Source organism: Pseudomonas sp. 05N433, from assembly GCF_056396925.1.
The window spans coordinates 61,040-81,757 of sequence record NZ_JBFTML010000007.1 but is presented as its reverse complement, the minus strand read 5'-3'; the positions used below and the strand labels follow the sequence as shown (position 1 = coordinate 81,757).

Sequence of the window (20,718 nt, the reverse complement as noted above, 5' to 3'; positions counted from 1 at the left end):
GCAGGTGCTGCTCTGGAGAAAAACCATGCCCGCGTTGCGTATCCACTGGTGCTCACCGCTCGACAGCGGTCAACAAAAGGCTTCCGAGAAATACAACACTGGTGCCCTGGACTTTGCCGGTATTGTCGACTTCGCTCAGGAAGCCGATGAGTTAGGGATCGACTCGTTGCTGATGGGTATCAGCTACCACATGCCTGACCCGCTGCCAATGATCGGCGCCCTGGTCCGAGAGACCAGCCGAGTCAAATTCATCCTGGCGTATCGCCCCGGCCTGCTGCCGCCGACGTTGTTCACGCAGATCGTCAATACCGTGTCGTGGATGTCCGACAAGCGTATTGCATTGAACCTGGTCGCCGGTATTTCCCCCGATGAACAAGCCTTTTATGGCGACTTCGTGGCCCACGATGGACGTTATGAACGCACCAGCGAATTCCTCGAGATTTTGCATCGTTTCTGGAAAGGCGAAACGCCCCTGACCCATCACGGCGCTCATTACCGTATCGAGCAAGCGCAATTGGGACTGCCTTTCAAGGACAACGAACGTCCACACATCTATTTGAGTGGCGCTTCGGAAATCGCCCAGCAGATCGCCGTGAAACACAGCGATTGCTGGTTACGCTACGGCGACACGCCGCAGGGTATCGCCGAGGCCAGCCGGGCAGTGCTCGAGGCGGGTTGTTCGGTGGGGATTCGCATGCATGTGCTGGCTCGGGAAACCCGTGCGCAAGCCCTGTCGGCCGTTGAAAGCATGATGGAAAACCCGGATGAGCAGCATCGCGAATGGGTTCGTCAGTTCGTCGGGCGTTGCGACTCCGAAGCCGTCAAGACTTCGTTCCGTCTGGCCGACAAGGCTGAACATGACTGGCTGTCGCCAATGCTCTGGTCCGGTGCCGTGGCCTACCGTGGCGGCCCGGCGCTGTGCGTGGTCGGCAGCTATCAGGAAGTGGCCGAATATCTGCTGGAATACAAGAAAGTAGGGGTCAGCGAGTTCATCTTTTCCGGCTGGCCGACTCGTGACGAAATGCGCGGTTTCTGTCGCCATGTGTTGCCACGCCTGCGCAAGCTCGAGGCCGAACTGGAAAGCCAGCATGCATGACACAGCCCGGTTGCGGCGTTTCGGTGCCGGCCTGCTGTTCGCGCTGTTGGCGGAACAAACGGTGCTGTTCGCAGTACCGTTGATGATCTTCCAGCTCACCGGCAATGTCCGTTACTCCGGAGTGGCGTTCGCTCTGGAGTGGCTACCGGCACTGCTGGCCTATCCGTTTGCCGGACTGCTGGCGGACCGCTTCGGCGGGCGTCTGCTGTTTCGCCACGCCAATACCGCGCGAGCGGTAAGCCTGGGGTTGACTGCCGGGGTCTGCTGGTATGCGCCAATGCTTACGGTCTGGGCCTTGATCGGCAACGGCATCGTGCTCTCGCTGCTGATGGCGCCGGTGCGTATGGCGGTGGAAAAGAGCGTACCGCTGATCGCTGGCCCCGAACGCCTGGCCCACTGCCAGTCCCTGGTGCAGAACATGGAGCTGCTGGCCATGGCGCTGGGCCCGGCGCTGGCGGCACTGCTGGCGATGTACGCCGACAAGCGCCTGCTTCTGGGGCTGGCGGCGCTGGCATTCGCCGCGGCGGGTGTGTGTTGGAAAGGCCTGCCCAATACCCAGTCGGCCAGCCCGCCGAAGAGCATCCGCAAGGACCTGGTCCTGGGCTGGAGTCTGTTATTGAACAATCCGCCGGTCTTATCCCTGGCGCTGCTCAATTTCACCATCAACCTGGCCTTTGCCTGCGTTCTGAGTGCCAATGCCTTTGTCATCAGTGGCGTGTTCGGTGCCGCCGACGGGGTGTTCGGCCTGATGAACGCCGGGGCCGGTGCACTGGGCTTGCTCAATTTCATTCTGGTGCCGCGGCTGTTGGCGCGGATGTCGATCTACCGCCTCGGTACATGGGGTTTTGCCTTGCTCTGCCTGGGGCTGATCTGTATGGGCGCGGCCAGCGGTGTAGCGCTCTATGCCATCAGTTTTCTCCTGGCGATGGCCGGCTGTGCCTTGTTCAACGTGTTCAATCGGACTCAGCGTATCAAGGCGATTGCCGCCGACCACTTGGGCAAGGTGATGGGCCCGTTCTACCTGGTCAACCTGCTGTCCTACCCATTGGGCGGCCTGCTGACCGCCAGTATCGGCCATGAGTACGGAGTCCAGACATTGATCCTGGCCCTCGCGCTGCTGCTCGCCATCCCCGGCGCCTTGCTGTTCAACCTGACCACCCGGCGCTTTCGCACCGCCCTGGACTTTCCCCCCTCAGCCATGGAGGCAACGCAATGAAAGGATCGCAAGACTGCCTGATTGCAACCGTCGAATCGGATTCGCACATGTGGAATCTGGTTTATCTGCAGCTGTGGTTGGCGGAGCACGGTTTCAACGTCAAGAACCTCGGCAGTTGCACTCCGGTGGAGGTGGTTCTCGCCACCCTTGAGCTGCGGCGCACGCAATTGTTGGTGGTCAGCAGCGTCAACGGCCATGGACATTTCCAGGGGCTGGAGCTGATTCGTCAGGTGCGTCAACAGCACCCGGATCTGCATTGTGTCATCGGTGGCAAGTTGACCACCTCGGAAGACCACACGCGGGCGGTTCGCCAGGAGCTGCTGGCCGCCGGTTTCAACGAGGTGTTCATCGGCCCCGACGCCATCGAGAACTTCGAAAACTACCTGAACACCCTTGAGCGCTCGAAACCTGCGCTCGTCCTGGGTACCGGCACGGCACCGTGCTGGACCTGAGTCCAGCCCTCTTTTTTTCACAGGATCGAATCGATGCATATCGTTATCGTCAATCGCTGGCCGCGTTTCCAGGACCCAAGTCGCTGGGACAATGAACTGACCCGCTACGAAGAGTTCTTCGATCATCAGCGACATCGGATCAGCTATGTGGTCGACGGCCTTGGCGCCGAGGGCGTACTGGCCCCCCGGGAGCACATCGCCCATCTGGTACAGGTCGATGACGTCAATCAGTACCCTCAGTTGTTGGCAGGCGTTCAGGAAATCATCGATCGCGTCGGTCCCGTGGACCAATTGATCGCGCTGTCGGAGTTCACTCTGGAGATCGCGGCGTGGGTACGACAGACCCTGAACATTCCTGGTCACGGCCTGGAGCAGGTGGCGGTTTACCGCGACAAGGCACGAATGAAAGAAGTCCTCCAGGAACACGGCCTGGCGGTGCCACCGTTCATTCGCTGCAATGACGTGAAACAGGCGCTGGAGTTCGCCGATGTTGTCGGCTATCCAGTGATCGTCAAACCGGTGGATGGCGCCGCCAGCATCGGCGTCGCCAAGGTCGAGGACGCCCAGGCCCTGCGCGTGATACTCAGCGAAGTGGACCTGGGGCGCTATGAAGTCGAGGCCTTCATCCAGGGCCAGACTTATCACATCGACGGTTTCACCGATGACAGCGCCGGGGTGCCTTTCCAGGTGGTGTCGCGCTATATCAACAGCTGCCTGGATTTCGCCAACGCCAAACCGCTGGGTTCAGTGATCCTCCAGTCTTCGGAGTTGYGCACCCGGATCGAAGTCTTCAGCGAGTCCTGCCTGCGGGCATTGGACCTGCGCAACAGCGCCTTTCACCTGGAGATATTCGTCGAGGCGGATGGCTCGCTAGTGTTCCTTGAAGTGGGAGCCCGGGTGGGCGGCGCCGAAGTGCCACATCTGATCAACAAAGTCTTCGGTGTGAACCTCTATGAGCATTGGCTCAAAGGCCTGGCCGGTGAGCGCGTGCCCTTGCCGACGATCCAGGCGGATCCCAGCGGTGGCTGGCTGGTCGTCCCCAAACCGGCACAACTGCCATGCCGGGTAATCGAGGCGCAAACGCTGCGCCCGCACCTGAACTCGCTCTGGCGAGAACTGCTGCCCCGGCCCGGACAGATCCTTGAAGCCGGCGGCAGCTACGACGCCCTGCACAGCGGTCGCTTCATTTTCACCGACGCGAGCGAAATGGATATCGAGAGCGACATCCAGCACGCGATCAAGAACTTTCACTTCCAGGCCGAACCGATATGAACATTGCCATTACCTCTGAAATGGCCGACGCCCCCTTGCTCGGCGAGTTGAATCGCTACCTCAGTGCGGTGGACCGACGTGCCGTCGCCACCCTGGGGGAACGGTTGGTCGATGCCGCTGGCGGTGTTGACGGGCTCGCGGACTACAAGCTGATGGTGGCCTATGGCGGCGGCAAGGACAGTTCCTACACCGTATCGCTGATCCGCGCCGTGCAACTGCACCTGAACGTACTGCATGGCCGCACCTTCTTCTTGCGCATTGCCAATATGCGTCACGCCGGGGTCCCGGATGCGGTCATGGCGAACATCGACCGGGTCTATCGGGCCCTGCACCTGTATGACGATCCTCGGGTCGAGATGCTGGTGGTCGATCACCAGCAGATTCGCCCGTTCGAACGTCACTTGCCATTCCCTGGGCAGGTGCGCGCGATGAACCGCTTCGATGTGCTGATGAACGGCCATCGTACCGCTGGCGACGGCCGCCCGACGTTCTGTAACAGTTGCAACCTGGCGGTCGCCGACTTCTACGGGCGTGCGGCCTGGTGGCAAGGCGGTGTCGACGCGGTGGTCACGGGTGATTCGCGCAAGGAACAGAAGCATTACTTCACTTGGATCATGCGCCTGGCCCAACGTTTGGGGCTGAACGTCGACGAGTGTCGGCGCCAGGGATTTCGCGGCCTGCTCCAGGCCCTTGATGGTGTGGCCCAGGTGTATTTCGTCGAACTGTTCGGTGAGGGCTTCGACGAACAGCGGGCTGAACGTCGGGTGGCCAGCGGCAGCGAAAGCGCCGACCCGGACTTCATCAGCATCTACGACCTGGTGAGCTACCGGGTGGAAGACCACTGGGAGTTGATTACCGAGTTTCTCGGTTTCCGCTTCGAAGAACTGGCGTTCAGTTTCACCGAATCAGACTGCGCGAACCCCATGCTGATGGCGCACTTTCGCGGGCTCAAGGCGCAGTACGTACAGGGTCGTCACTACCATGACGGTATCAGCGAATACCTGGAGCTGGCCCAGGGCTTGATGCGCAAAAAGGAAATGCCCCAGCGCCTGATCGACCTGGCACTGTCGGCCTACGCCGGGGCCGAAGGCAAGGACGCTCGTCGGGCGCTGGCGAACCGTTTCGCCAGCGAGGCGTTCGGGCTCGACGAGATACAACTGACTTGTCTGCAGTTCGCGCCCTTCGTCGAGCGTGGCCGCGAGCTGTCGAGCTTCATCACGACCTGTCACCCTGAGCGCCTGGCAGATCTGGAGGACCTTCACGGCGTCCTGGCCGGTAGTCGCCAGGACAGCGCTCTGAGCCTGTGGCTGAACCAGGTCAGCGGCTTGCCGTTGCCGGCGCTACGTAGTCTGTACGCCCATCAACAGATCGATTTCGATAGCGACAGCAGCCTGATTGCCCGGGTTCGCGCCGGTGATCCGCATAAGGGCCGGATAACCCGTTTCGACCCGGCCACGGGTGAAAACGTGGTTGAACTGGTGTCGGGGCGCTAAGTGATGGACATGACAGGAGGTCATTTCCAGCGCTTCATCGAGCAGGCCCGGGAACGGCGCGAACTGGTGGTGCAACCACGCATGGGCTTCGGCGGACTGGCGCCGATGCGCGCCGGGTTGGCCGCGGTGGCCGGGTTGCCCTGCGCCACCATCGGAACCATCACCCTGGACAGTTACACCCGGGTCGGTGATTACCAGAGCGCGCTGCAGTGCCTGAACAGCGACAGCCCACTGAACGGTTTCCCGATCATCAGCCATCCGCTGGAAGCGGTGCGTGGCATGCTCGATGGGCTCTACGGCCCGTCGTTCCCGATCCAGGTCCGCCATGGCACCGCCCAACCGCAGCATGTTTTCAAGCGGTTGGCGGCCCTCGGACTCGACGCCACCGAAGGCGGCCCGGTGTCCTACTGCATGCCTTACAGCCGTTTGCCACTGGCGCGGGCAGTCGAGGCTTGGGCGCAAAGTTGTCAGTTGCTGACCGATGCCACTGCCCATGGTCATATCGAGAGCTTCGGCGGTTGTTTGCTGGGTCAGCTGTGCCCGCCGTCAATGCTGATCGCGATGACCTTGCTCGAGGCTTTGTTCTTTCGCCAGCAGGGCATTCGCAGCGTCTCGTTAAGCTACGCCCAAGGCACGTCCATGGCCCAGGATTTCGGAGCTTTGCAGGCCCTGCGCGAACTGGCTGCCGACTATCTGGACGGCGTCCATTGGCATGTCGTGGTGTATTCCTACATGGGGGTCTTTCCCTCCACCGGTCATGGTGCTCGCCGCCTGATCTATGACAGTGCGCGCCTGACCCAGGCTGCCGGCTGCGAGCGATTGATCGTCAAGACCGTTGCCGAATCCCGGCAGATTCCATCGGTCGAGGACAACCTCGAAGCCCTGGCAATGGCGGCCGAAGCCGCCGCGGGCGACGCACTGGAGATCGACCCGGTCAGTGAAGGCTATCGCCAGGAAGTGTTGTTCGAGGCACGGCAACTGGTGGAAAGCACGCTGGACCTGCACACCGATATTGGCGTCGCGTTACTCCAGGCTTTCGCCCGTGGGCGGCTCGACATTCCCTACTGCCTGCACCCCGACAACCCTGGCCGCGCCACGACCCGCATTGACGACCACGGTGCCTTGCGTTGGGGCAATGTCGGTGGCCTGCCGTTGCCCCAGAGCTGCGGTCTTTCTTCGATCGGACCGGGTATTACCTCGTCCGAATTGTTCCAGATGTTGCATTACACGGTGAACCGTTATGACCAACCCTTGCACTGACTCCACTTTGGCGCCGCTGATTCTGGTCGACGCCTATTCCACCGGCGCTCTGCTGGCCCAGGCTTTGGCGGAGCATCGCCCACTGCTGCATGTGCGTTCACGCAACGACATGCCACCGGCCTTTGCCGCGAGTTGCCCGCAGACACTGTTCCGCGTGCACTACGGCGTGCATGAGGAAGGCCTTGAACCGTTGCTGGAAAAGCTCGCGGCCCAGGCGCCAGCGGCGGTGTTGACCGGCAGCGAATTCGGTGTCGAATTGGCGGATTTGCTGGCCGCCCGTCTCGGCCTGCCCGGTAATGATCCCGAATACTCTGCCGCCCGTCGTGACAAATCACTGATGGCCGAACAGGTCGCTGCTGCCGGATTGCCGGTGGCTGCGCAACTGCGTACCGCCTCCAGCGCAGAGGCTCTGGCCTGGTTCCAGGCTCGTGGCGAATCGACGGTGGTGGTCAAGMCACTGGACAGTGCGGGCTCCGATAATGTGTTCATCTGTCACGATGCCGCTCAACTGCATGCGGCCATCGACTGCATTCTCGGCGCTACTAACCTGATGATGCGCAGCAACCGGGCGCTGTTGTTGCAGGAATACCTGGAGGGCGACGAGTACGTTATCAACAGTGTCAGTCATCAGGGCGAGCACTGGATCACTGATGTCTGGAAATGCACCAAGACGTTGAGCGCCGACGGTCGCAAGATCTATGACCGTGAAGACCTGCTGCCCGCCGATGCGCCGGAGCTTGATGGGCTGATCGATTACGTCGAAGGCGTGCTCGATGCCTTGGCCATCACCCACGGTCCGGCCCATACCGAAGTGATCCTCACGACTCGCGGCCCGCGCCTGCTGGAAACCGGTGCCCGTCTTTCCGGGCTGGCCAACCCACCGGCGCTGCAAGCGGCGACTGGCAACGACCAGGTCGCGCTGACCTGCACCAGCTATCTGGAGCCGGCCCGACTGGCATCGTTTCCCAAGCGCTATCGCTTGCAGCAGCACGCCCGCGGACTAAACCTGATCGCCCGCCATAGCGGCGTCTTCGCCCAACTCGATGTACGCAAGCGCCTGGAGGCTCTGCCGAGCTTTTATAACGCGCGCTTTCGTTTTACCGAAGGTCGCCCAAAAACGCCGACCATCGACCTCAACAGCTCGCCGGGTGCCGTATTCCTTGTGCACCCGAGCGCCGACAGAATCCGCCAGGACCATGAAACCTGGCGTGAATGGGAGAAAGACTGGTTGTAGTGACAGACGCCCCATCCCCGGGGTTTTCAATCATCACAGGAAGACACTTATGAGCGCTCATACCCGTACTAAACGATTGACGGTTCCGCAACTGGTCGCGATGAAGGGCCAACAGAAAATCGTATCCCTTACGGCGTACTCCAGCTCTATTGCCAGGTTGATAGACCCAATCGTCGATTTCATTCTGGTCGGTGACTCTACTGCTATGGTCGGCTATGGTCGGGCCTCGACGCTGAGTATGCAGCTCGAAGAAATCATCGGACACACCCGGGCCGTGGTCGACAGCACGCGCCTGTCTTGCGTCATCGCCGACATGCCTTTCGGCAGCTATCAGGAATCTAACGAACAGGCCTTTCGCAATTGCGCGCAGGTCCTGGCGCGCACCGGTTGCGATGYCGTCAAGCTGGAAGCCAACAAGGCCCTGGCGGGTACCGTCGAGTTTCTGGTGGCACGCGGTATTCCGGTCATGGCCCACGTCGGGCTGATGCCGCAGTTCGTCAATGTCATGGGAGGGTTCAAGGCCCAGGGCCTGACCGCCGAAGCCGGTGCGATGATTGCCGAGGACGCTCGGGCCAACCTCGAAGCCGGTGCCTTCAGTCTGCTGCTCGAGGGGGTGGCCGAAGGCGTGGCCCGGCAAATTACCCTGGATTCGAAAATGCCCACCATCGGCATTGGCGCCTCACCGGCCTGTGACGGCCAGGTGCTGGTGACCGAGGACGTGCTGGGTCTGGGCGGTGAACAGGTGCCGCGCTTCGTCAAGCAGTACGCTGATGTCGGCGCGGTGATTCGCGGCGCTTGTGAGCGTTTTGCCGAAGAGGTGCGCGATGGCCGCTTCCCTGAATCGCGGCATTGCTATGGGCTCTAGGCATAGCTATGGTTCTTCGCTGATAGCCTGGGCCAGTTTCTTCAGGGCCAGGGGAATATCCTTGCTCCAGTCGAGGGTGTAGCTCAGGCGCACGTGATGCCGCCAGGCCCCCTGCTGGCTGAATATTTCCCCGGGGGCGATAACGATGCGCTGGGCCAGCAAGCGCTCGAACACCCGCCGCATGTCCACCGAGTGTCTGGCCTCGAGCCAGAAGGTCGCTCCGCCTTGCGGGGCGACAACCCGTAACTGGCCATCGCCGTGCGCCTCCAGCAAGGCCTCCATCCGTTTCATCCGGTCCAGCAGCATGGCCCGCAGCACCATTAGATGCTGGTCGATGCGCTTGGAGCTGAAGAGTTTGGCGATCGCTTTCTGACGGATCGGCGACAGACGAAATGCCCGTTCCAGAAATAGCCGATGCAACTGAGGCCCGTGTCGGCGACACAGTACATAACCATAGGGCGCTTCCGAGCCGATGATCTTGTCGAAGGTTGAGAACACCAGCAGCTTTTCCGGATCGGCAAAATCGCGATAGCGCGCGGGTTTGGGAGAGAAATAGAACTCGCCGTAGCTGTCGTTTTCGAACAGCCAGACATCCCGCTCCGCCAGCCAGCGACAGATTTGCTGTTTATCCTGCGCCGGCATCAGCTTGCCTTGGGGAATATTCACGGTCGACGACAGCACCGCCAGCCGAATGGGCTCACGCCTGAGCAACTCACTGAGCGTGGACAGATCGAAGCGTCCATCCTCGCCGAGCGGGACTTCGATCACGCGAATCTTTGCTGCCTGCAGTTGACGCAGGATCGCCCATGAGCAAGGCGACTCCACCAGCGCCACAGTGCCCCCCAGATTCAAGGCGCTGAGGGACAATTCCAGCACACTGCGCAGGTCCGAGCCGATAAACACGTGCTCGGCCTGCCAGTAGCTGTGAGTGGAACGGGTGTAGCGGTCGGCCAGGGCGCCGCGTAACTCGGGCTCGCCGAACGGCTGATAGAGTGGCGCATGGGAGCGCGGGTATTGCCGGGCCAGTTCGCGCTCCATCATCAACAACGGGTTTTCCAGCGACAACAACATCGCCGGCGCGTCGCTGCTAAGGGCCAGCATCCCCGGCTGGCGCGCGTTGGAGAATACGCTGTCCAGCAGATTGGGCGAGCCCTCGTTCAATAAGGGGGCCGGCATCGCCTTGGTGAAATAACCGAACTTGGGTTTGGCATAGATCCGTCCCTCGTCTTCGAGAAGCGAATAGGCGTACTTGGTCGTCGACACCGACACATTCAGGCGCCGGGCCAGTTGCCGCAAGGACGGCAATTTCTGTTCACGTTCCGAATTGGCGGTTTCGATCAGCTCGACCAGATAGCGGTACACCGCCTGATAGGCGAAAGAGGCGTCTTTGGTTGTAACCAGGCTCACTTGTTGAAATTCCTGTGTGCCCACTGCACGAAAACGCTGGCGACCTGAAGCGGCAAGCCTGAGGTATGTTTTTCCAGGTGTTCTCCGGCGATGATCTGGGACCTGATGGCAATGCCATCAAGCAAAACCAGGAGACACTCGAAAGGAAATGGCATGCTCTTCATCCCTGTAGTGATTGCCAATAAAACTATTCTTGCATAACTGGGCAGCGTTCCCGCGTTACCGGACAGGCTACGGATGGAGGAGGGGGGGGCCAATATGCAAAATCCCCGTATCAGCGAGTGATTACGGGGATTTTGTGTCTATCGAGGTCCGTGGAAAACCACGGTTCCTCTTTACACGTTGAAGCGGAAGTGCATCACGTCGCCATCCTTGACGATGTATTCCTTGCCTTCCAGACGCCATTTACCAGCTTCCTTGGCACCGGCTTCACCCTTGAACTGGATGAAGTCGTTGTAGGCGATGACTTCGGCGCGGATGAAGCCTTTCTCTAAGTCGGTGTGGATCACGCCAGCAGCTTGCTGCCGCCCTGATCGCCGACTCCTCGAACAAGACCCAGCGCGGCATGATCATCGCAGGCCGGACAGCCGAGTCGCTCAAGAACATTGTCAATGGCACCAGCGCGGTGTCCAGCCTGGTGTCGCTGATCTACCAGGCTTCCAGCGAGCAGGCGTCAGGTTTGCAACAGGCCAGCGTCGGGCTTGAGCAGATCGATGAAGTCACCCAGAAGAACCATTCCAGCTCGCAGGAATGTGCGCTGGCGGCCCGCGACCTTTCGGAGCGGGTATCGCTGATGCAGCGGGTGTTGGGGCGTTTCAAGGTCAAGAGGGCCTAGCCACAAAGCCCCGTCGGGCAACGAGGCTACGGGTCCGGCCTCGTTCCTCAAGTGCGGGGTGCCAATAAAATGGCGATTACCGTTCATCTGAAATGGTTTTTGCCTACCGTTAACGGGTTATTGACACTTCTCGCCCGGCGTCATGATAATTGCGCGCCATTTCCGGGCGCAGGAGCGTCCGGAAGGGTGATCGGTGAATGATCGGTGATGAACGGCGGAAAAGTGATTTCTCATTTTCTTCCAACGGCACTATCCCGCATTTAAAGCTTCCAGCCCCGAGTTTCAGGGTTCGGCCCAGCCAATTTCGCTGACTTAACAGTCTCCCCCTGAGCCTGGCTCGGGGCGCTTGTGTACGTCATTAGAAAAAGTCCCTCGCGAGCAGGCGTCGAGGGGCCGATCACGCTCGTGTTGTATCCGGTTCAAAGGGAAAGGGAGTTGCATTTGAGTCAGGTCACCTTAGCCATCCGCGATCTGCGTGATGAGCAGATATTGTTGCGCGAGGGCGGTTTTTATTGGGTGGCTGTGGATCAGGCGCGCGATGCGGCGACGCTGGCAGCCCAGTGCCTGGCAGCGATGCCGGCCGATGCGCGAGCGATGCTGGTGTGTTGCGGGCATTCAAGTCGGGACGTCGCCCAGAAGATGGCGGCCTATGCCGGCCCCGGCGAGCTGAAGCTGTTCGACATCAACGAAGCCGACGTCGGCCGGGCCCTCAAGTCGCTGGTCGGCGAGCTGACCCGTGCAGCGCCGGTGGCCGGCAGTGCCATTGTGCTGATGCTGCCCACCAGCGCCTGGCAGAGCGAAGTCGCGCCAGGGCTGCGGCACTGTTGCCAGGCCCTGGGGCAATGGTTGGGGCGACGCCAATGCACTTTGCTGATGATCGGTCACGGCCAGGCGCCTCAATTGCATGAGCGTCTGTTGCGGCTCAACGAGACCATTTCAGGGCTTGCCCAGCTCTATCGCCGTGACGGCGGTATTCATTACCAACTGCACTATTGGCACAGCGAGCTGGGCGTGTGCAGTGGGCAGGCGTTCGAGCTGGAGTTGCGCGTGGACGGTTTTGCGCTGTCGGCCAATGAGCAGAGCGGCGCGCAACTCACCCACACCGACGATCAGCGCATCTACCTGACCCAGCGTGCCGTGCTCGAAGGCGCACCGCCGTTGTCGGATCAGTGGAGGCTGTTCGAGAACCGCGAGGACTTGCTCCAACAAGCGAGCCGCGCCCGCGCCGCCAGCATCATCGTCGCCATCGACAGCAACTTGCAGGTCGAGGAATTGGCCCGTCAGATCCATGCCTTGCGCAAGCGCTGCGGTAGCGCGCTGAAAATCATCGTACGTGAAATGGAGCCCTGCCTGCGTTACCGGGACGAGCGTCTGCTGGTGTCCTGTGGGGCCAACATGACGGTGCCTTATGGCACTACGCTGGCGTACTTCTTCAGCATTATCGACAGCGCCCAGGGCCAGACCTGGCGTCACAGTCGTACCTCCGACCTCCAGTCGCTGTTCAAACGCCTGCGTCCACCTGCCGAGCGCGGTCTGTTGTTGCCGCGCGAATTCATCAGCACGGTGGAACGCGTCTATGGCGGTGCCTCCGGTGAAATCAGCCACCAGATGCTCAGGCTGACACCGCGCGGTGGCCTGGAGATCGAGCAGTACCTCAATCAGATCGACCTGCGTCGTTTCGGTGATGTCGCCTGCGTGGTCGATGGGGCTTTTTATCTGTTCCTGTTTGCCTGTCGCGCGGATGGGCTGGAGCCGGCATTGGAGAATATCTGCCGGCTGGCCTGGCGCGATCTGTTCAGCGACATCCAGATTCTCTCCGGCGTCGACGCCTTGCCGCGCGAGGCTTTCCTTGCGCAGGCGTCGCTGCCTTCCAGGCTCCCTCCGGTAGAAGAACGCGGGGCCGCTGGCGCTGCCGACGTCGCCGAGTGTGGCGCTTATTCTCCTGAACGCATCACGCTTGCCATTGCGGGGCATTGTCCATGAGTTATTCCGAACTGCTTCAGGTAATCGGCCTTAGCAGCCTGTTGACCCTGGCGCTGATCCTGGTGCTGGCCAGGGTGGGGCGCCATCTTCTCGATGTTGTGCAGGGCTTCTTGCCCCCGCGTTACCTGAAATCCGGTGGGGTGCGGCGCCGCGCCCCAGCCCGGAGTGAGCCCCATGAATCGGTCTGAAGTCGCTTATCCAACGCCAGTGCCCGTCTGGCCGGGCCTGGGGGCGTGGAACCTGTACTTCATCCTCAAGTTTGCACTGCTGTGGGCGGGCTACCTGAACCTGCAGGTATGGCCCAACCTGGTGTTCGCGGCTGCCTTGCTGCTGCCGTTGCCGTACCGTTATCTGCGTTACCTGCGCACGTTCATTGCAATCCCGGTGGGCGTTGCGCTGTTTTACCAGGACACCTGGCTGCCCCCCTTCAGCCGCCTGCTCGACCAGCCAGGGGTGCTGAATTTCAGCGGTGCCTACGTGGTCGAGTTGGCTGGCCGTTTCATCGACTGGAACCTGTGTGCACTGCTGGCCGTACTGGTGGTGATCTATGCCTTTGCCCGTCACTGGCTGCGCCTGACTACCCTGAGTGTGCTAGGGCTGGCCTGGCTGGCCAGCGCCAATGTGCTGGCCCTGCATGCGCGCAGCGAACCGGCCGCAACGTCGACCAGCGACGCCCCCGTGGCGGCAGCGAGCTCCGCCGAGCCGGACAGTGCGACGCTTGAGGCGTACCTGCAGAAGTTCTACAGCACCGAAGCCGGGCGTCAGGTGGAGTTCATGCCGTCGACCTCTGCCGCGCAGCCGTTCGACCTGTTGCTGATCAATATCTGCTCCATGGCCTGGGATGATCTGGAAGCCGTGGGCCTGCGCGATAACGCACTCTTTCAGCAAATGGACGTGATTTTCGACAGCTTCAACTCGGCCACCGCCTACAGTGGCCCGGCTGCCATCCGTTTGTTGCGCGCTAGCTGCGGGCAGGTCCCCCACATGCAGCTCTACGGCACTGCGCCACCGCAGTGCATGTTGATGGCCGACCTGAGCAAGCTGGGCTTTGCCAGCGAAGTGATGCTCAACCACACCGGCCAGTTCGAAGGTTTTCTTGACGAAGTCCGTGCCCAGGGCTCGTTGCCGGGGCCTGCTGTGAATACCAGCAAACTGCCCCGTGCATTGGTGGGCTTCGACGGTTCGCCGATCCTGCGCGATTCGCAGGTCCTGGACACTTGGTGGAAGCACCGTGAAGCCGGGACGAACGAGCGCGTGGCACTGTTCTACAACACCACCACGCTGCATGACGGCAACCGTGCGCTGACCCCCGATGGCGGCACCAAGAGCGCCGATTACAAACCGCGTGCCCAGGGGCTGATCGATGACCTCAGTGGCTTCATCAAGCAACTGGAGTCGACTGGCCGGCGGGTGGTCGTGGTGATCGTACCGGAGCATGGTGCGGCGCTGCATGGCGATCGCATGCAGATCTCCGGCATGCGCGAGATCCCAAGCCGGTCCATCACCCACGTGCCGGTCGGTATCAAGTTGGTGGGCATGGGGCGCAACGCCAATTCCGCTCCACTGCACATCGCCGAGCCGAGCAGTTTCCTGGCCCTGTCGGAAATTATCAGCCGTCTCTACACCGCCCAGCCCCAGGGCGATGGCCAGGGTCCCGACTGGCCGGCCCTGCTGAGCAACCTGCCGCAGACGGCGGCAGTTTCCGAGAACGCTGGCACCGTGGTCGTCGACTACGCCGGAAAACCTTACGTACGAATCAAGGAGAAAGGTGGATGGCTGCCCTACCCACAGCGCTTCAAGTGAAAGCCAGGGCGCAGTCGCGTGCGGATCGTGCCGACGACATCGCCCGTTTGAAACTGGAGATCGAGCTGCCCGAACTGGACTACGTGGACATTTCGGCGCAGATCGAATTGCAGAAGGCCCTGCATCGCTGGCCACTGCTGGGAGAGGTGGAGCGCCTGCGAACGGCGGTCCTGGTACCGACACGAAAGTCTGAGCAGGAGGCGCTGTCGTGACAGCTCTGAGCCTGCGAGGTCTGCGCGGGGGCGTTGGCACCAGCGCGTTGGTGGCGGCCATTGCCCATGCATTGCATCGTCTTGGCGAGCGCGTACTGCTGGTCGACATGTGTCCGCAGAACCTGCTTCGCCTGCATTTCAATGTCCGGGTCAGCGAGCGCAGCGGCTGGGCGCGCGCCATGATCGACGGGGAGGATTGGTACACCCAGGCCTGGACCGTGCAGCCGGGATTGGACGTGCTGCCTTATGGCCGCCTGAAACTGGCCGAGCAGGAGCAGGTCGAGCAAAACCTGCGCAAGACGCCGGAGCTGTGGCTTCACCGACAGGCCAGTCTCGCCGAGCGCTTTGACTGGATTCTGTTCGATGTACCGCTGCGCCTGCCCGGTCATTCCCGTGTCGGGCCTTGTGCGTTGCGCCTGCAGGTTGTCGAGGCGGATGCCGCCTGCCATGTGCTGTTGCAGCAGGAAGAAGACCCTAGCGAGTATCTGCTGATCAACCGCTTCGACCCGGTCAGTCAATTGCAGCGCGACCTGCAACTGATCTGGCGCAAACAATATGGCGACCGGCTGTTGCCACTCAACGTGCATCGGGATGAAGCCATGCACGAAGCCCTGGCCTTCAAGAAGCCGGTGGGGGCTTATGCCCAGGCCAGCCTAGCGGCCCAGGACGTGTTGAGCCTGGCCACCTGGTGCCTGGCTCGACGCCTGGAGGCCGTATGATTGCCCGCATTTTCCCGTTTGCCCGCTTGTATCGGCGCTATGACAGTGGCTTGCCGGTTGCGCTGCTGCTGGCGACATTGAACGCCTTGGCGTGGATGTTCTTTCGTCTGGAGTCGCCGAGCTGGCGCTATGTGCTCGATCAGCCAAAGCGCTGGTATCCGCAACTGGCCCATCGGTCACCGAGGCTGGGCGACCCGCTGCGTTATGCCGTGCAAAGTCTCTGGCTGCTGCTGGTTCGCCCGGTACCGCGGCGGGCCAGGAGACTGGCGTCCCCCGATTGGCTCAAGGCCCTCGGGAGGCGATATCTGCGCCTGGGGGCGTGGATGGGGGAGGCGCTGGAAAGCGCACCCCGGCGCGCCTGGACCAACCAGCAGATTCGCCAGGGCAGCCATTGGTGGAAGGGGCTGGACCGTCGCAACCAGCGGCTGATCAACGTGGCCCTTGGGGCCGTCGCCTTCATGTTGATGTTGTTGTGCATCACCGAGCCTTTCGGCTACCTCGCCCAATTGGTCTTAGTCCTGTTGTTGTGGGGCCTGGCCATGCTTGTGCGACGGGTGCCGGGGCGTTTTACGACATTGCTGATGGTGGTCTTGTCGGTCATCGTCTCGTGCCGTTACCTGTGGTGGCGCTACACCTCCACCCTGAATTGGAACCAGCCGCTGGACCTGGCGTGCGGATTGATCCTGCTGGTGGCCGAAACCTATTCGTGGGTGGTGTTGATCCTCGGTTACATCCAGACCTGCTGGCCTTTGGGCCGCAAGCCGGCGCCGCTGCCACGCGACACGCGGCTGTGGCCCAGCGTCGACTTGTTGATCCCGACCTACAACGAAGATCTGTCCATCGTGCGGGGCACGGTGTATGCGGCCATGGGCATCGACTGGCCGGCCGACAAACTGAACATCTACATTCTCGACGACGGCAAGCGCGAGAGTTTCCGCCAGTTCGCCGCGCAAGTCGGTGTCGGCTACATCACCCGCAACGACAATCGTCACGCCAAGGCCGGTAACCTCAACCACGCGCTGACGTTGCTCGACAGCGAGCTGATCGCCATTTTCGACTGCGACCATGTGCCCGTGCGCTCATTCCTGCAAATGACCACTGGCGGTTTCTTGCGTGATCCGAAACTGGCGCTGGTGCAGACCCCGCATCACTTCCTGTCGCCAGACCCCTTCGAGCGCAACCTCAATGTGTTCCGCGAGCGCCCCAACGAAGGCGAGCTGTTCTACGGGATGGTCCAGGACGGCAATGACATGTGGAACGCCGCGTTCTTTTGTGGCTCGTGCGCGGTGCTGCGCCGCGCGGCGGTGATCGAGATCGGCGGCTTTGCCGTCGAGACCGTGACCGAGGACGCCCACACAGCGCTGCGCTTGCACCGCAACGGCTGGAACTCGGCCTATATCAAGATCCCTCAGGCGGCGGGCCTGGCCACCGAGAGCCTGTCGGCGCATGTCGGCCAGCGCATTCGCTGGGCCCGAGGCATGGCGCAGATCTTCCGCACCGATAACCCCTTGCTCGGAAAGGGCCTGACCTTCTTCCAGCGCATCTGCTACGCCAACGCGATGATGCATTTCCTGGCCGGTCTGCCGCGCTTGGTGTTCCTCACGGCGCCGCTGGCTTTTCTGTTCCTGCATGCCTACATCATCTACGCGCCGGCGCTGATGATCCTGCTGTACGTGCTGCCGCACATGATCCACGCCAGCCTGACCAACTCGCGAATGCAGGGCGCCTATCGCCAGACGTTCTGGGGCGAGGTGTACGAGACCGTGCTGGCCTGGTACATCGCACGCCCCACCACGGTGGCACTGTTGAACCCCAGCAAGGGCAAGTTCAACGTGACCGCCAAGGGCGGCCTGATGGAGCGCAACCAGTTCGACTGGAAAATCGCCCAGCCGTACTTGCTGCTGGCGTTGTTGAACGTTGCGGGCCTGGGCTTTGCCGCCTGGCGTCTGGTCTGCGGACCCGACAACGAGATCGCCACCGTGTGGGTGAGCATTCTCTGGGTCATCTACAACCTGCTGATCATCGGAGCCGCCGTGGCGGTGGCCGCTGAAGTGCGCCAGGTTCGCCAGACCCACCGAGTGCACGCCAAGTTGCCCGCTGCGGTGCGCCTGGAGAGTGGTCATTCTTACCCCGGCACATTGCAGGACTATTCGGACGGTGGCGTGGGCATCCAGCTCGACGCTTCGTTGTCGCTGCCGTTGGGCGGGCGTATCTCGCTGATGATGCAGCGCGGCGATCGCGAGTTCCTGTTCCCGGGCCACATCAGCCGCAGCCACAAGAATTTCGTCGGTATCAGTTTCACCGCCCTCAGTACGCAGCAGAAGATCGATTTTGTGCAGTGCACCTTCGCCCGTGCCGACGCCTGGCTCAACTGGGGCGAGAACTTTGCCCCGGATCGTCCGCTGCACAGCTTCGTCGACATCCTCAAGCTTGGCGGCATCGGCTATTACCGCCTTTACGAATACCTGCCTGCCTGGGTCCGTCGCATCGCCCGCCCGCCGCTGCGCCTGTTGCGCGGGGTGTTCAGTTTCCTGCCGCGTATGCCAGCGGCTTCCCCTTTTTCCGATTCCCGATCAGTGAGCGCACTATGAGCGGCTTCTTCAGCAAACACCTTGTTGCCAGTCTGGCGCTCCTGACCATGGATTGCGCCCAGGCAGTCACCGAGCCAACACCTGACATGCCAGCTGCGGTCAGCAGCCTACCGGGCTGGAGCACCGCCTATAGCTTTGAACAGCTGGGGCGTCCTGCCGACAACCTGTTGCTGGGTATCCGTAACAGTGACCAGATCGAATTCAGCCTGCGCCGCGACCGCATCGCCAGCGATGCAAAATTGCAGCTGGAATACACACCGTCGCCTTCGCTGTTGCCCCAGACCTCGCACTTGCGTGTGTATCTCAACGACGTGCTGATGAGCGTTGTACCGATCGAGAAAGACCAGTTGGGCAGGAAGGTCACCCAGTCGGTGGCGTTGGATCCGCGCCTGGTTTCCGATTTCAACCGCGTGCGCCTGGAGTTCGTCGGCCATTACACCGATACCTGCGAAGATCCGGCCAACAGCACGTTATGGTTGAACGTTGGGCGTAGCAGTCAGATCCAGGTGCAGGAGCAGCCTCTGACGCTCAAGAACGACCTGGCCTATTTCCCGATGCCTTTCTTCGACATCCGGGGCCAGGGCAAGCCGGTTGTCAACCTGGTCTTCGCCGACGCGCCGACGCTGGGCGAGCAACGTGCTGCCGGTATCCTGGCATCCTACTTCGGCAGCCAGGCCGGTTGGCGTGGTGCACAGTTCCCTGTGCTGTTCGACCAGTTGCCGCCCGCCGACGGGCAGAATCGCGCCCCGTCGGCCATTGTCTTCGCGACCAACGATCACCGCCCGTCCTTCCTGGCCGACATGGACACGTACCCGGCCGTGGATGCGCCTGTGGTGCAAATGATCGACAACCCCCAGGACCCTTACAGCAAGGTGTTGCTGGTATTGGGCCGCAACGACGATGACCTGGCTGTGGCCGCCCGTGCCCTGGCCTTGGGCGGGGACCTGTTCCGTGGTTCGCGTGTAACCGTCAACCAGGTCCGGCAGCTCAAGCCCCGGGTGCCTTATGACGCGCCGAATTGGGTGCGTACGGACCGTGCGGTGCGCTTCGCCGAGCTGATCAAATACCCCGAGCAGCTTCAGGCGAATGGCCTGCAGCCACGGCCGATCACCGTGGACGTGAATCTGCCGCCCGACCTGTTCGTCTGGCGCAGCCAGGGAATTGCACTGCAAACCCGGTTCCGTTACACGCCACCGTCGGTCAACGACGAATCGCGCCTGGCCGTCAGCCTGAACAACCAGTTCATCACCAGCCTGGCACTGCAAGGCAAGGCCGGCAGCCGTCTGGAGGAGTTGCGCCTGGCGGTGTTGTCCAGCGAATCGGCTGACCTCAACGAAAAGCTGCTGGTGCCTGGGTTGAAGATTGGCGATCGCAACACCTTGCGTTTCGACTTCAACTTCGCCAGCACCTTCGGCAGCGCCCAGCGCGATCGTTGCCAGACGTCGCTGCCGGTGAACAACCAGGCGGTGATCGATGAAGAATCGACGATCGACCTGACCGGCTACCATCACTACATCGCCATGCCCGACCTGCGCGTCTTTGCCCGCAGCGGTTTTCCGTACAGCCGCATGGCCGACCTGTCGGAAACCCTGGTGATGGTCCCGGCTCGCAGCCTTCCTGTACAACTGAGCACCTTGTTCGAGACCATCGCCGCCATCTCCGCGCGCACTGGGCTGCCGGCGTTCGGCCTGCGCCTCTCGGACAATTGGGACGACGCGAAGGCGGATGTCGACCTGCTCGTATTCGGCGCCATGGCGCCGGGAGTGGGCAATGGCGCCGATGCCAACCTGGTGCTGGACCAGACTCGTGACTGGCTGTTGAAACCTGCCAGTGAGCACAATGGCAAGTCACCCCGGGCCGGCCAGCTCAGCGATGAACGCGACCAGGGGACCAACCGCGTCGAAGTCAGCGCCCAGGCACCGATCGCTGCCATCGTCGGCCTGCAATCGCCCCGTCATGAACAGCGCAGCATTGTGGCCCTACTGGCCAGCGATGAGGCCGATTACCAACTGCTGCGCGACACCTTGGGCGACAGCGGCAAAATGGACGCCGTGGCCGGCTCCGTGACGCTGATCCGCAGCAGCGGCGTTGGCAGCAGTTGGGTGGGCCAGCAGTACTTCGTCGGTCGCCTTCCGTGGTGGCTGCTGCTTTGGTACCAGTTGTCCGAGCACCCGGTCCTGTTGGCGGGCCTGGCCTTCACCAGCGTTCTGCTGACGGCCTTCCTGCTGTGGCGCGCCCTGCGTTGGGCTGCCCGTCGTCGTCTGGCTGGCCAGGAGTGAC

At 61.8% G+C, this 20,718-nt stretch carries 16 protein-coding genes and 2 pseudogenes; 16 read left to right on the top strand and 2 right to left on the bottom strand.

What is annotated here, in order from left to right; translation table 11 throughout:
- Nucleotides 1–25 precede the first annotated feature (25 nt).
- Genes AC1DIS_RS04730 through panB form a run of 8 tightly spaced genes read left to right on the top strand, consistent with a single transcriptional unit; the run spans nucleotide 26 to nucleotide 8,888 of the window.
- Nucleotides 26–1,096 carry an LLM class flavin-dependent oxidoreductase gene (locus AC1DIS_RS04730; RefSeq protein ID WP_018929551.1) on the top strand — a complete coding sequence of 357 codons (1,071 nt, stop codon included), beginning with the start codon at nucleotides 26–28 and terminating at the stop codon, nucleotides 1,094–1,096.
- A complete protein-coding gene (locus AC1DIS_RS04725) occupies nucleotides 1,089–2,312 on the top strand; it encodes an MFS transporter (RefSeq protein WP_064616173.1) in 1,224 nt (407 codons plus the stop codon). The genes AC1DIS_RS04730 and AC1DIS_RS04725 overlap by 8 nt, the downstream gene beginning before the upstream one ends.
- Nucleotides 2,309–2,764 carry a cobalamin B12-binding domain-containing protein gene (locus tag AC1DIS_RS04720; protein ID WP_018929553.1) on the top strand — a complete coding sequence of 152 codons (456 nt, stop codon included), beginning with the start codon at nucleotides 2,309–2,311 and terminating at the stop codon, nucleotides 2,762–2,764. Before AC1DIS_RS04725 ends, AC1DIS_RS04720 begins: the two co-directional genes overlap by 4 nt.
- A 33-nt stretch (nucleotides 2,765–2,797) precedes the next feature.
- Complete coding sequence (locus AC1DIS_RS04715; protein ID WP_477780792.1) at nucleotides 2,798–4,036, top strand: ATP-grasp domain-containing protein; 1,239 nt, start codon at nucleotides 2,798–2,800, stop codon at nucleotides 4,034–4,036.
- Nucleotides 4,033–5,529 carry a hypothetical protein gene (locus AC1DIS_RS04710; RefSeq protein WP_477744029.1) on the top strand — a complete coding sequence of 499 codons (1,497 nt, stop codon included), beginning with the start codon at nucleotides 4,033–4,035 and terminating at the stop codon, nucleotides 5,527–5,529. The genes AC1DIS_RS04715 and AC1DIS_RS04710 overlap by 4 nt, the downstream gene beginning before the upstream one ends.
- 3 nt (nucleotides 5,530–5,532) lie before the next feature.
- On the top strand, nucleotides 5,533–6,789 hold the full coding sequence (locus AC1DIS_RS04705; protein ID WP_477744028.1) for a methylaspartate mutase: 1,257 nt from the start codon (nucleotides 5,533–5,535) through the stop codon (nucleotides 6,787–6,789).
- A complete protein-coding gene (locus AC1DIS_RS04700; RefSeq protein ID WP_477780791.1) occupies nucleotides 6,770–8,023 on the top strand; it encodes an ATP-grasp domain-containing protein in 1,254 nt (417 codons plus the stop codon). The genes AC1DIS_RS04705 and AC1DIS_RS04700 overlap by 20 nt, the downstream gene beginning before the upstream one ends.
- Before the next feature lie 49 nt (nucleotides 8,024–8,072).
- Nucleotides 8,073–8,888, top strand: coding sequence for a 3-methyl-2-oxobutanoate hydroxymethyltransferase (gene panB, locus AC1DIS_RS04695; RefSeq protein WP_477780790.1), 816 nt, complete (start codon nucleotides 8,073–8,075; stop codon nucleotides 8,886–8,888).
- Nucleotides 8,889–8,894: 6 nt separating this feature from the next.
- Here panB and AC1DIS_RS04690 read toward each other — a convergent pair whose 3' ends face one another.
- Together AC1DIS_RS04690 and AC1DIS_RS04685 are read right to left on the bottom strand one after the other, a co-directional pair.
- Nucleotides 8,895–10,295 (bottom strand): aminotransferase-like domain-containing protein, encoded by a 1,401-nt coding sequence (locus tag AC1DIS_RS04690; protein WP_018929559.1) that lies wholly within the window; start codon nucleotides 10,293–10,295, stop codon nucleotides 8,895–8,897.
- A 335-nt stretch (nucleotides 10,296–10,630) separates the two neighbouring features.
- Nucleotides 10,631–10,816 (bottom strand): annotated as a pseudogene (locus AC1DIS_RS04685) (DUF933 domain-containing protein); the annotation flags it as partial.
- Here AC1DIS_RS04685 and AC1DIS_RS04680 point away from each other — a divergent pair.
- The 8 genes and pseudogenes from AC1DIS_RS04680 to bcsB form a co-directional block, all read left to right on the top strand.
- Nucleotides 10,810–11,130, top strand: a pseudogene (locus AC1DIS_RS04680) (methyl-accepting chemotaxis protein); the annotation flags it as partial. The pseudogenes AC1DIS_RS04685 and AC1DIS_RS04680 sit on opposite strands and share 7 nt — an antisense overlap.
- A 441-nt stretch (nucleotides 11,131–11,571) precedes the next feature.
- A complete protein-coding gene (gene bcsE, locus AC1DIS_RS04675) occupies nucleotides 11,572–13,113 on the top strand; it encodes a cellulose biosynthesis protein BcsE (protein ID WP_477744027.1) in 1,542 nt (513 codons plus the stop codon).
- Nucleotides 13,110–13,301: a cellulose biosynthesis protein BcsF gene (gene bcsF, locus AC1DIS_RS04670; RefSeq protein WP_204125536.1), complete on the top strand. Its 192-nt coding sequence runs from the start codon at nucleotides 13,110–13,112 to the stop codon at nucleotides 13,299–13,301. The genes bcsE and bcsF overlap by 4 nt, the downstream gene beginning before the upstream one ends.
- Complete coding sequence (gene bcsG / locus AC1DIS_RS04665; protein ID WP_477744026.1) at nucleotides 13,288–14,916, top strand: cellulose biosynthesis protein BcsG; 1,629 nt, start codon at nucleotides 13,288–13,290, stop codon at nucleotides 14,914–14,916. The genes bcsF and bcsG overlap by 14 nt, the downstream gene beginning before the upstream one ends.
- Nucleotides 14,886–15,128, top strand: a complete 243-nt coding sequence (gene bcsR, locus AC1DIS_RS04660) for a cellulose biosynthesis protein BcsR (RefSeq protein WP_204125534.1) — start codon at nucleotides 14,886–14,888, stop codon at nucleotides 15,126–15,128. Before bcsG ends, bcsR begins: the two co-directional genes overlap by 31 nt.
- A complete protein-coding gene (gene bcsQ, locus AC1DIS_RS04655; protein WP_204125533.1) occupies nucleotides 15,125–15,847 on the top strand; it encodes a cellulose biosynthesis protein BcsQ in 723 nt (240 codons plus the stop codon). Before bcsR ends, bcsQ begins: the two co-directional genes overlap by 4 nt.
- On the top strand, nucleotides 15,844–18,438 hold the full coding sequence (bcsA, locus tag AC1DIS_RS04650; protein ID WP_477744025.1) for a UDP-forming cellulose synthase catalytic subunit: 2,595 nt from the start codon (nucleotides 15,844–15,846) through the stop codon (nucleotides 18,436–18,438). The genes bcsQ and bcsA overlap by 4 nt, the downstream gene beginning before the upstream one ends.
- Nucleotides 18,435–20,717, top strand: a complete 2,283-nt coding sequence (gene bcsB, locus AC1DIS_RS04645) for a cellulose biosynthesis cyclic di-GMP-binding regulatory protein BcsB (RefSeq protein WP_477744024.1) — start codon at nucleotides 18,435–18,437, stop codon at nucleotides 20,715–20,717. The genes bcsA and bcsB overlap by 4 nt, the downstream gene beginning before the upstream one ends.
- Nucleotide 20,718: the final 1 nt, after the last annotated feature.

Bases quoted from the DNA above. Each gene is read 5' to 3' on its own strand.
- bcsA (WP_477744025.1), top strand. From the start codon at position 15,844: ATGATTGCCCGCATTTTCCCGTTTGCCCGCTTGTATCGGCGCTATGAC.
- AC1DIS_RS04720 (WP_018929553.1), top strand. From the start codon at position 2,309: ATGAAAGGATCGCAAGACTGCCTGATTGCAACCGTCGAATCGGATTCG.
- bcsR (WP_204125534.1), top strand. From the start codon at position 14,886: ATGGCTGCCCTACCCACAGCGCTTCAAGTGAAAGCCAGGGCGCAGTCG.
- AC1DIS_RS04725 (WP_064616173.1), top strand. From the start codon at position 1,089: ATGCATGACACAGCCCGGTTGCGGCGTTTCGGTGCCGGCCTGCTGTTC.
- AC1DIS_RS04710 (WP_477744029.1), top strand. From the start codon at position 4,033: ATGAACATTGCCATTACCTCTGAAATGGCCGACGCCCCCTTGCTCGGC.
- bcsB (WP_477744024.1), top strand. From the start codon at position 18,435: ATGAGCGGCTTCTTCAGCAAACACCTTGTTGCCAGTCTGGCGCTCCTG.
- AC1DIS_RS04705 (WP_477744028.1), top strand. From the start codon at position 5,533: ATGGACATGACAGGAGGTCATTTCCAGCGCTTCATCGAGCAGGCCCGG.
- AC1DIS_RS04730 (WP_018929551.1), top strand. From the start codon at position 26: ATGCCCGCGTTGCGTATCCACTGGTGCTCACCGCTCGACAGCGGTCAA.
- bcsG (WP_477744026.1), top strand. From the start codon at position 13,288: ATGAATCGGTCTGAAGTCGCTTATCCAACGCCAGTGCCCGTCTGGCCG.
- bcsF (WP_204125536.1), top strand. From the start codon at position 13,110: ATGAGTTATTCCGAACTGCTTCAGGTAATCGGCCTTAGCAGCCTGTTG.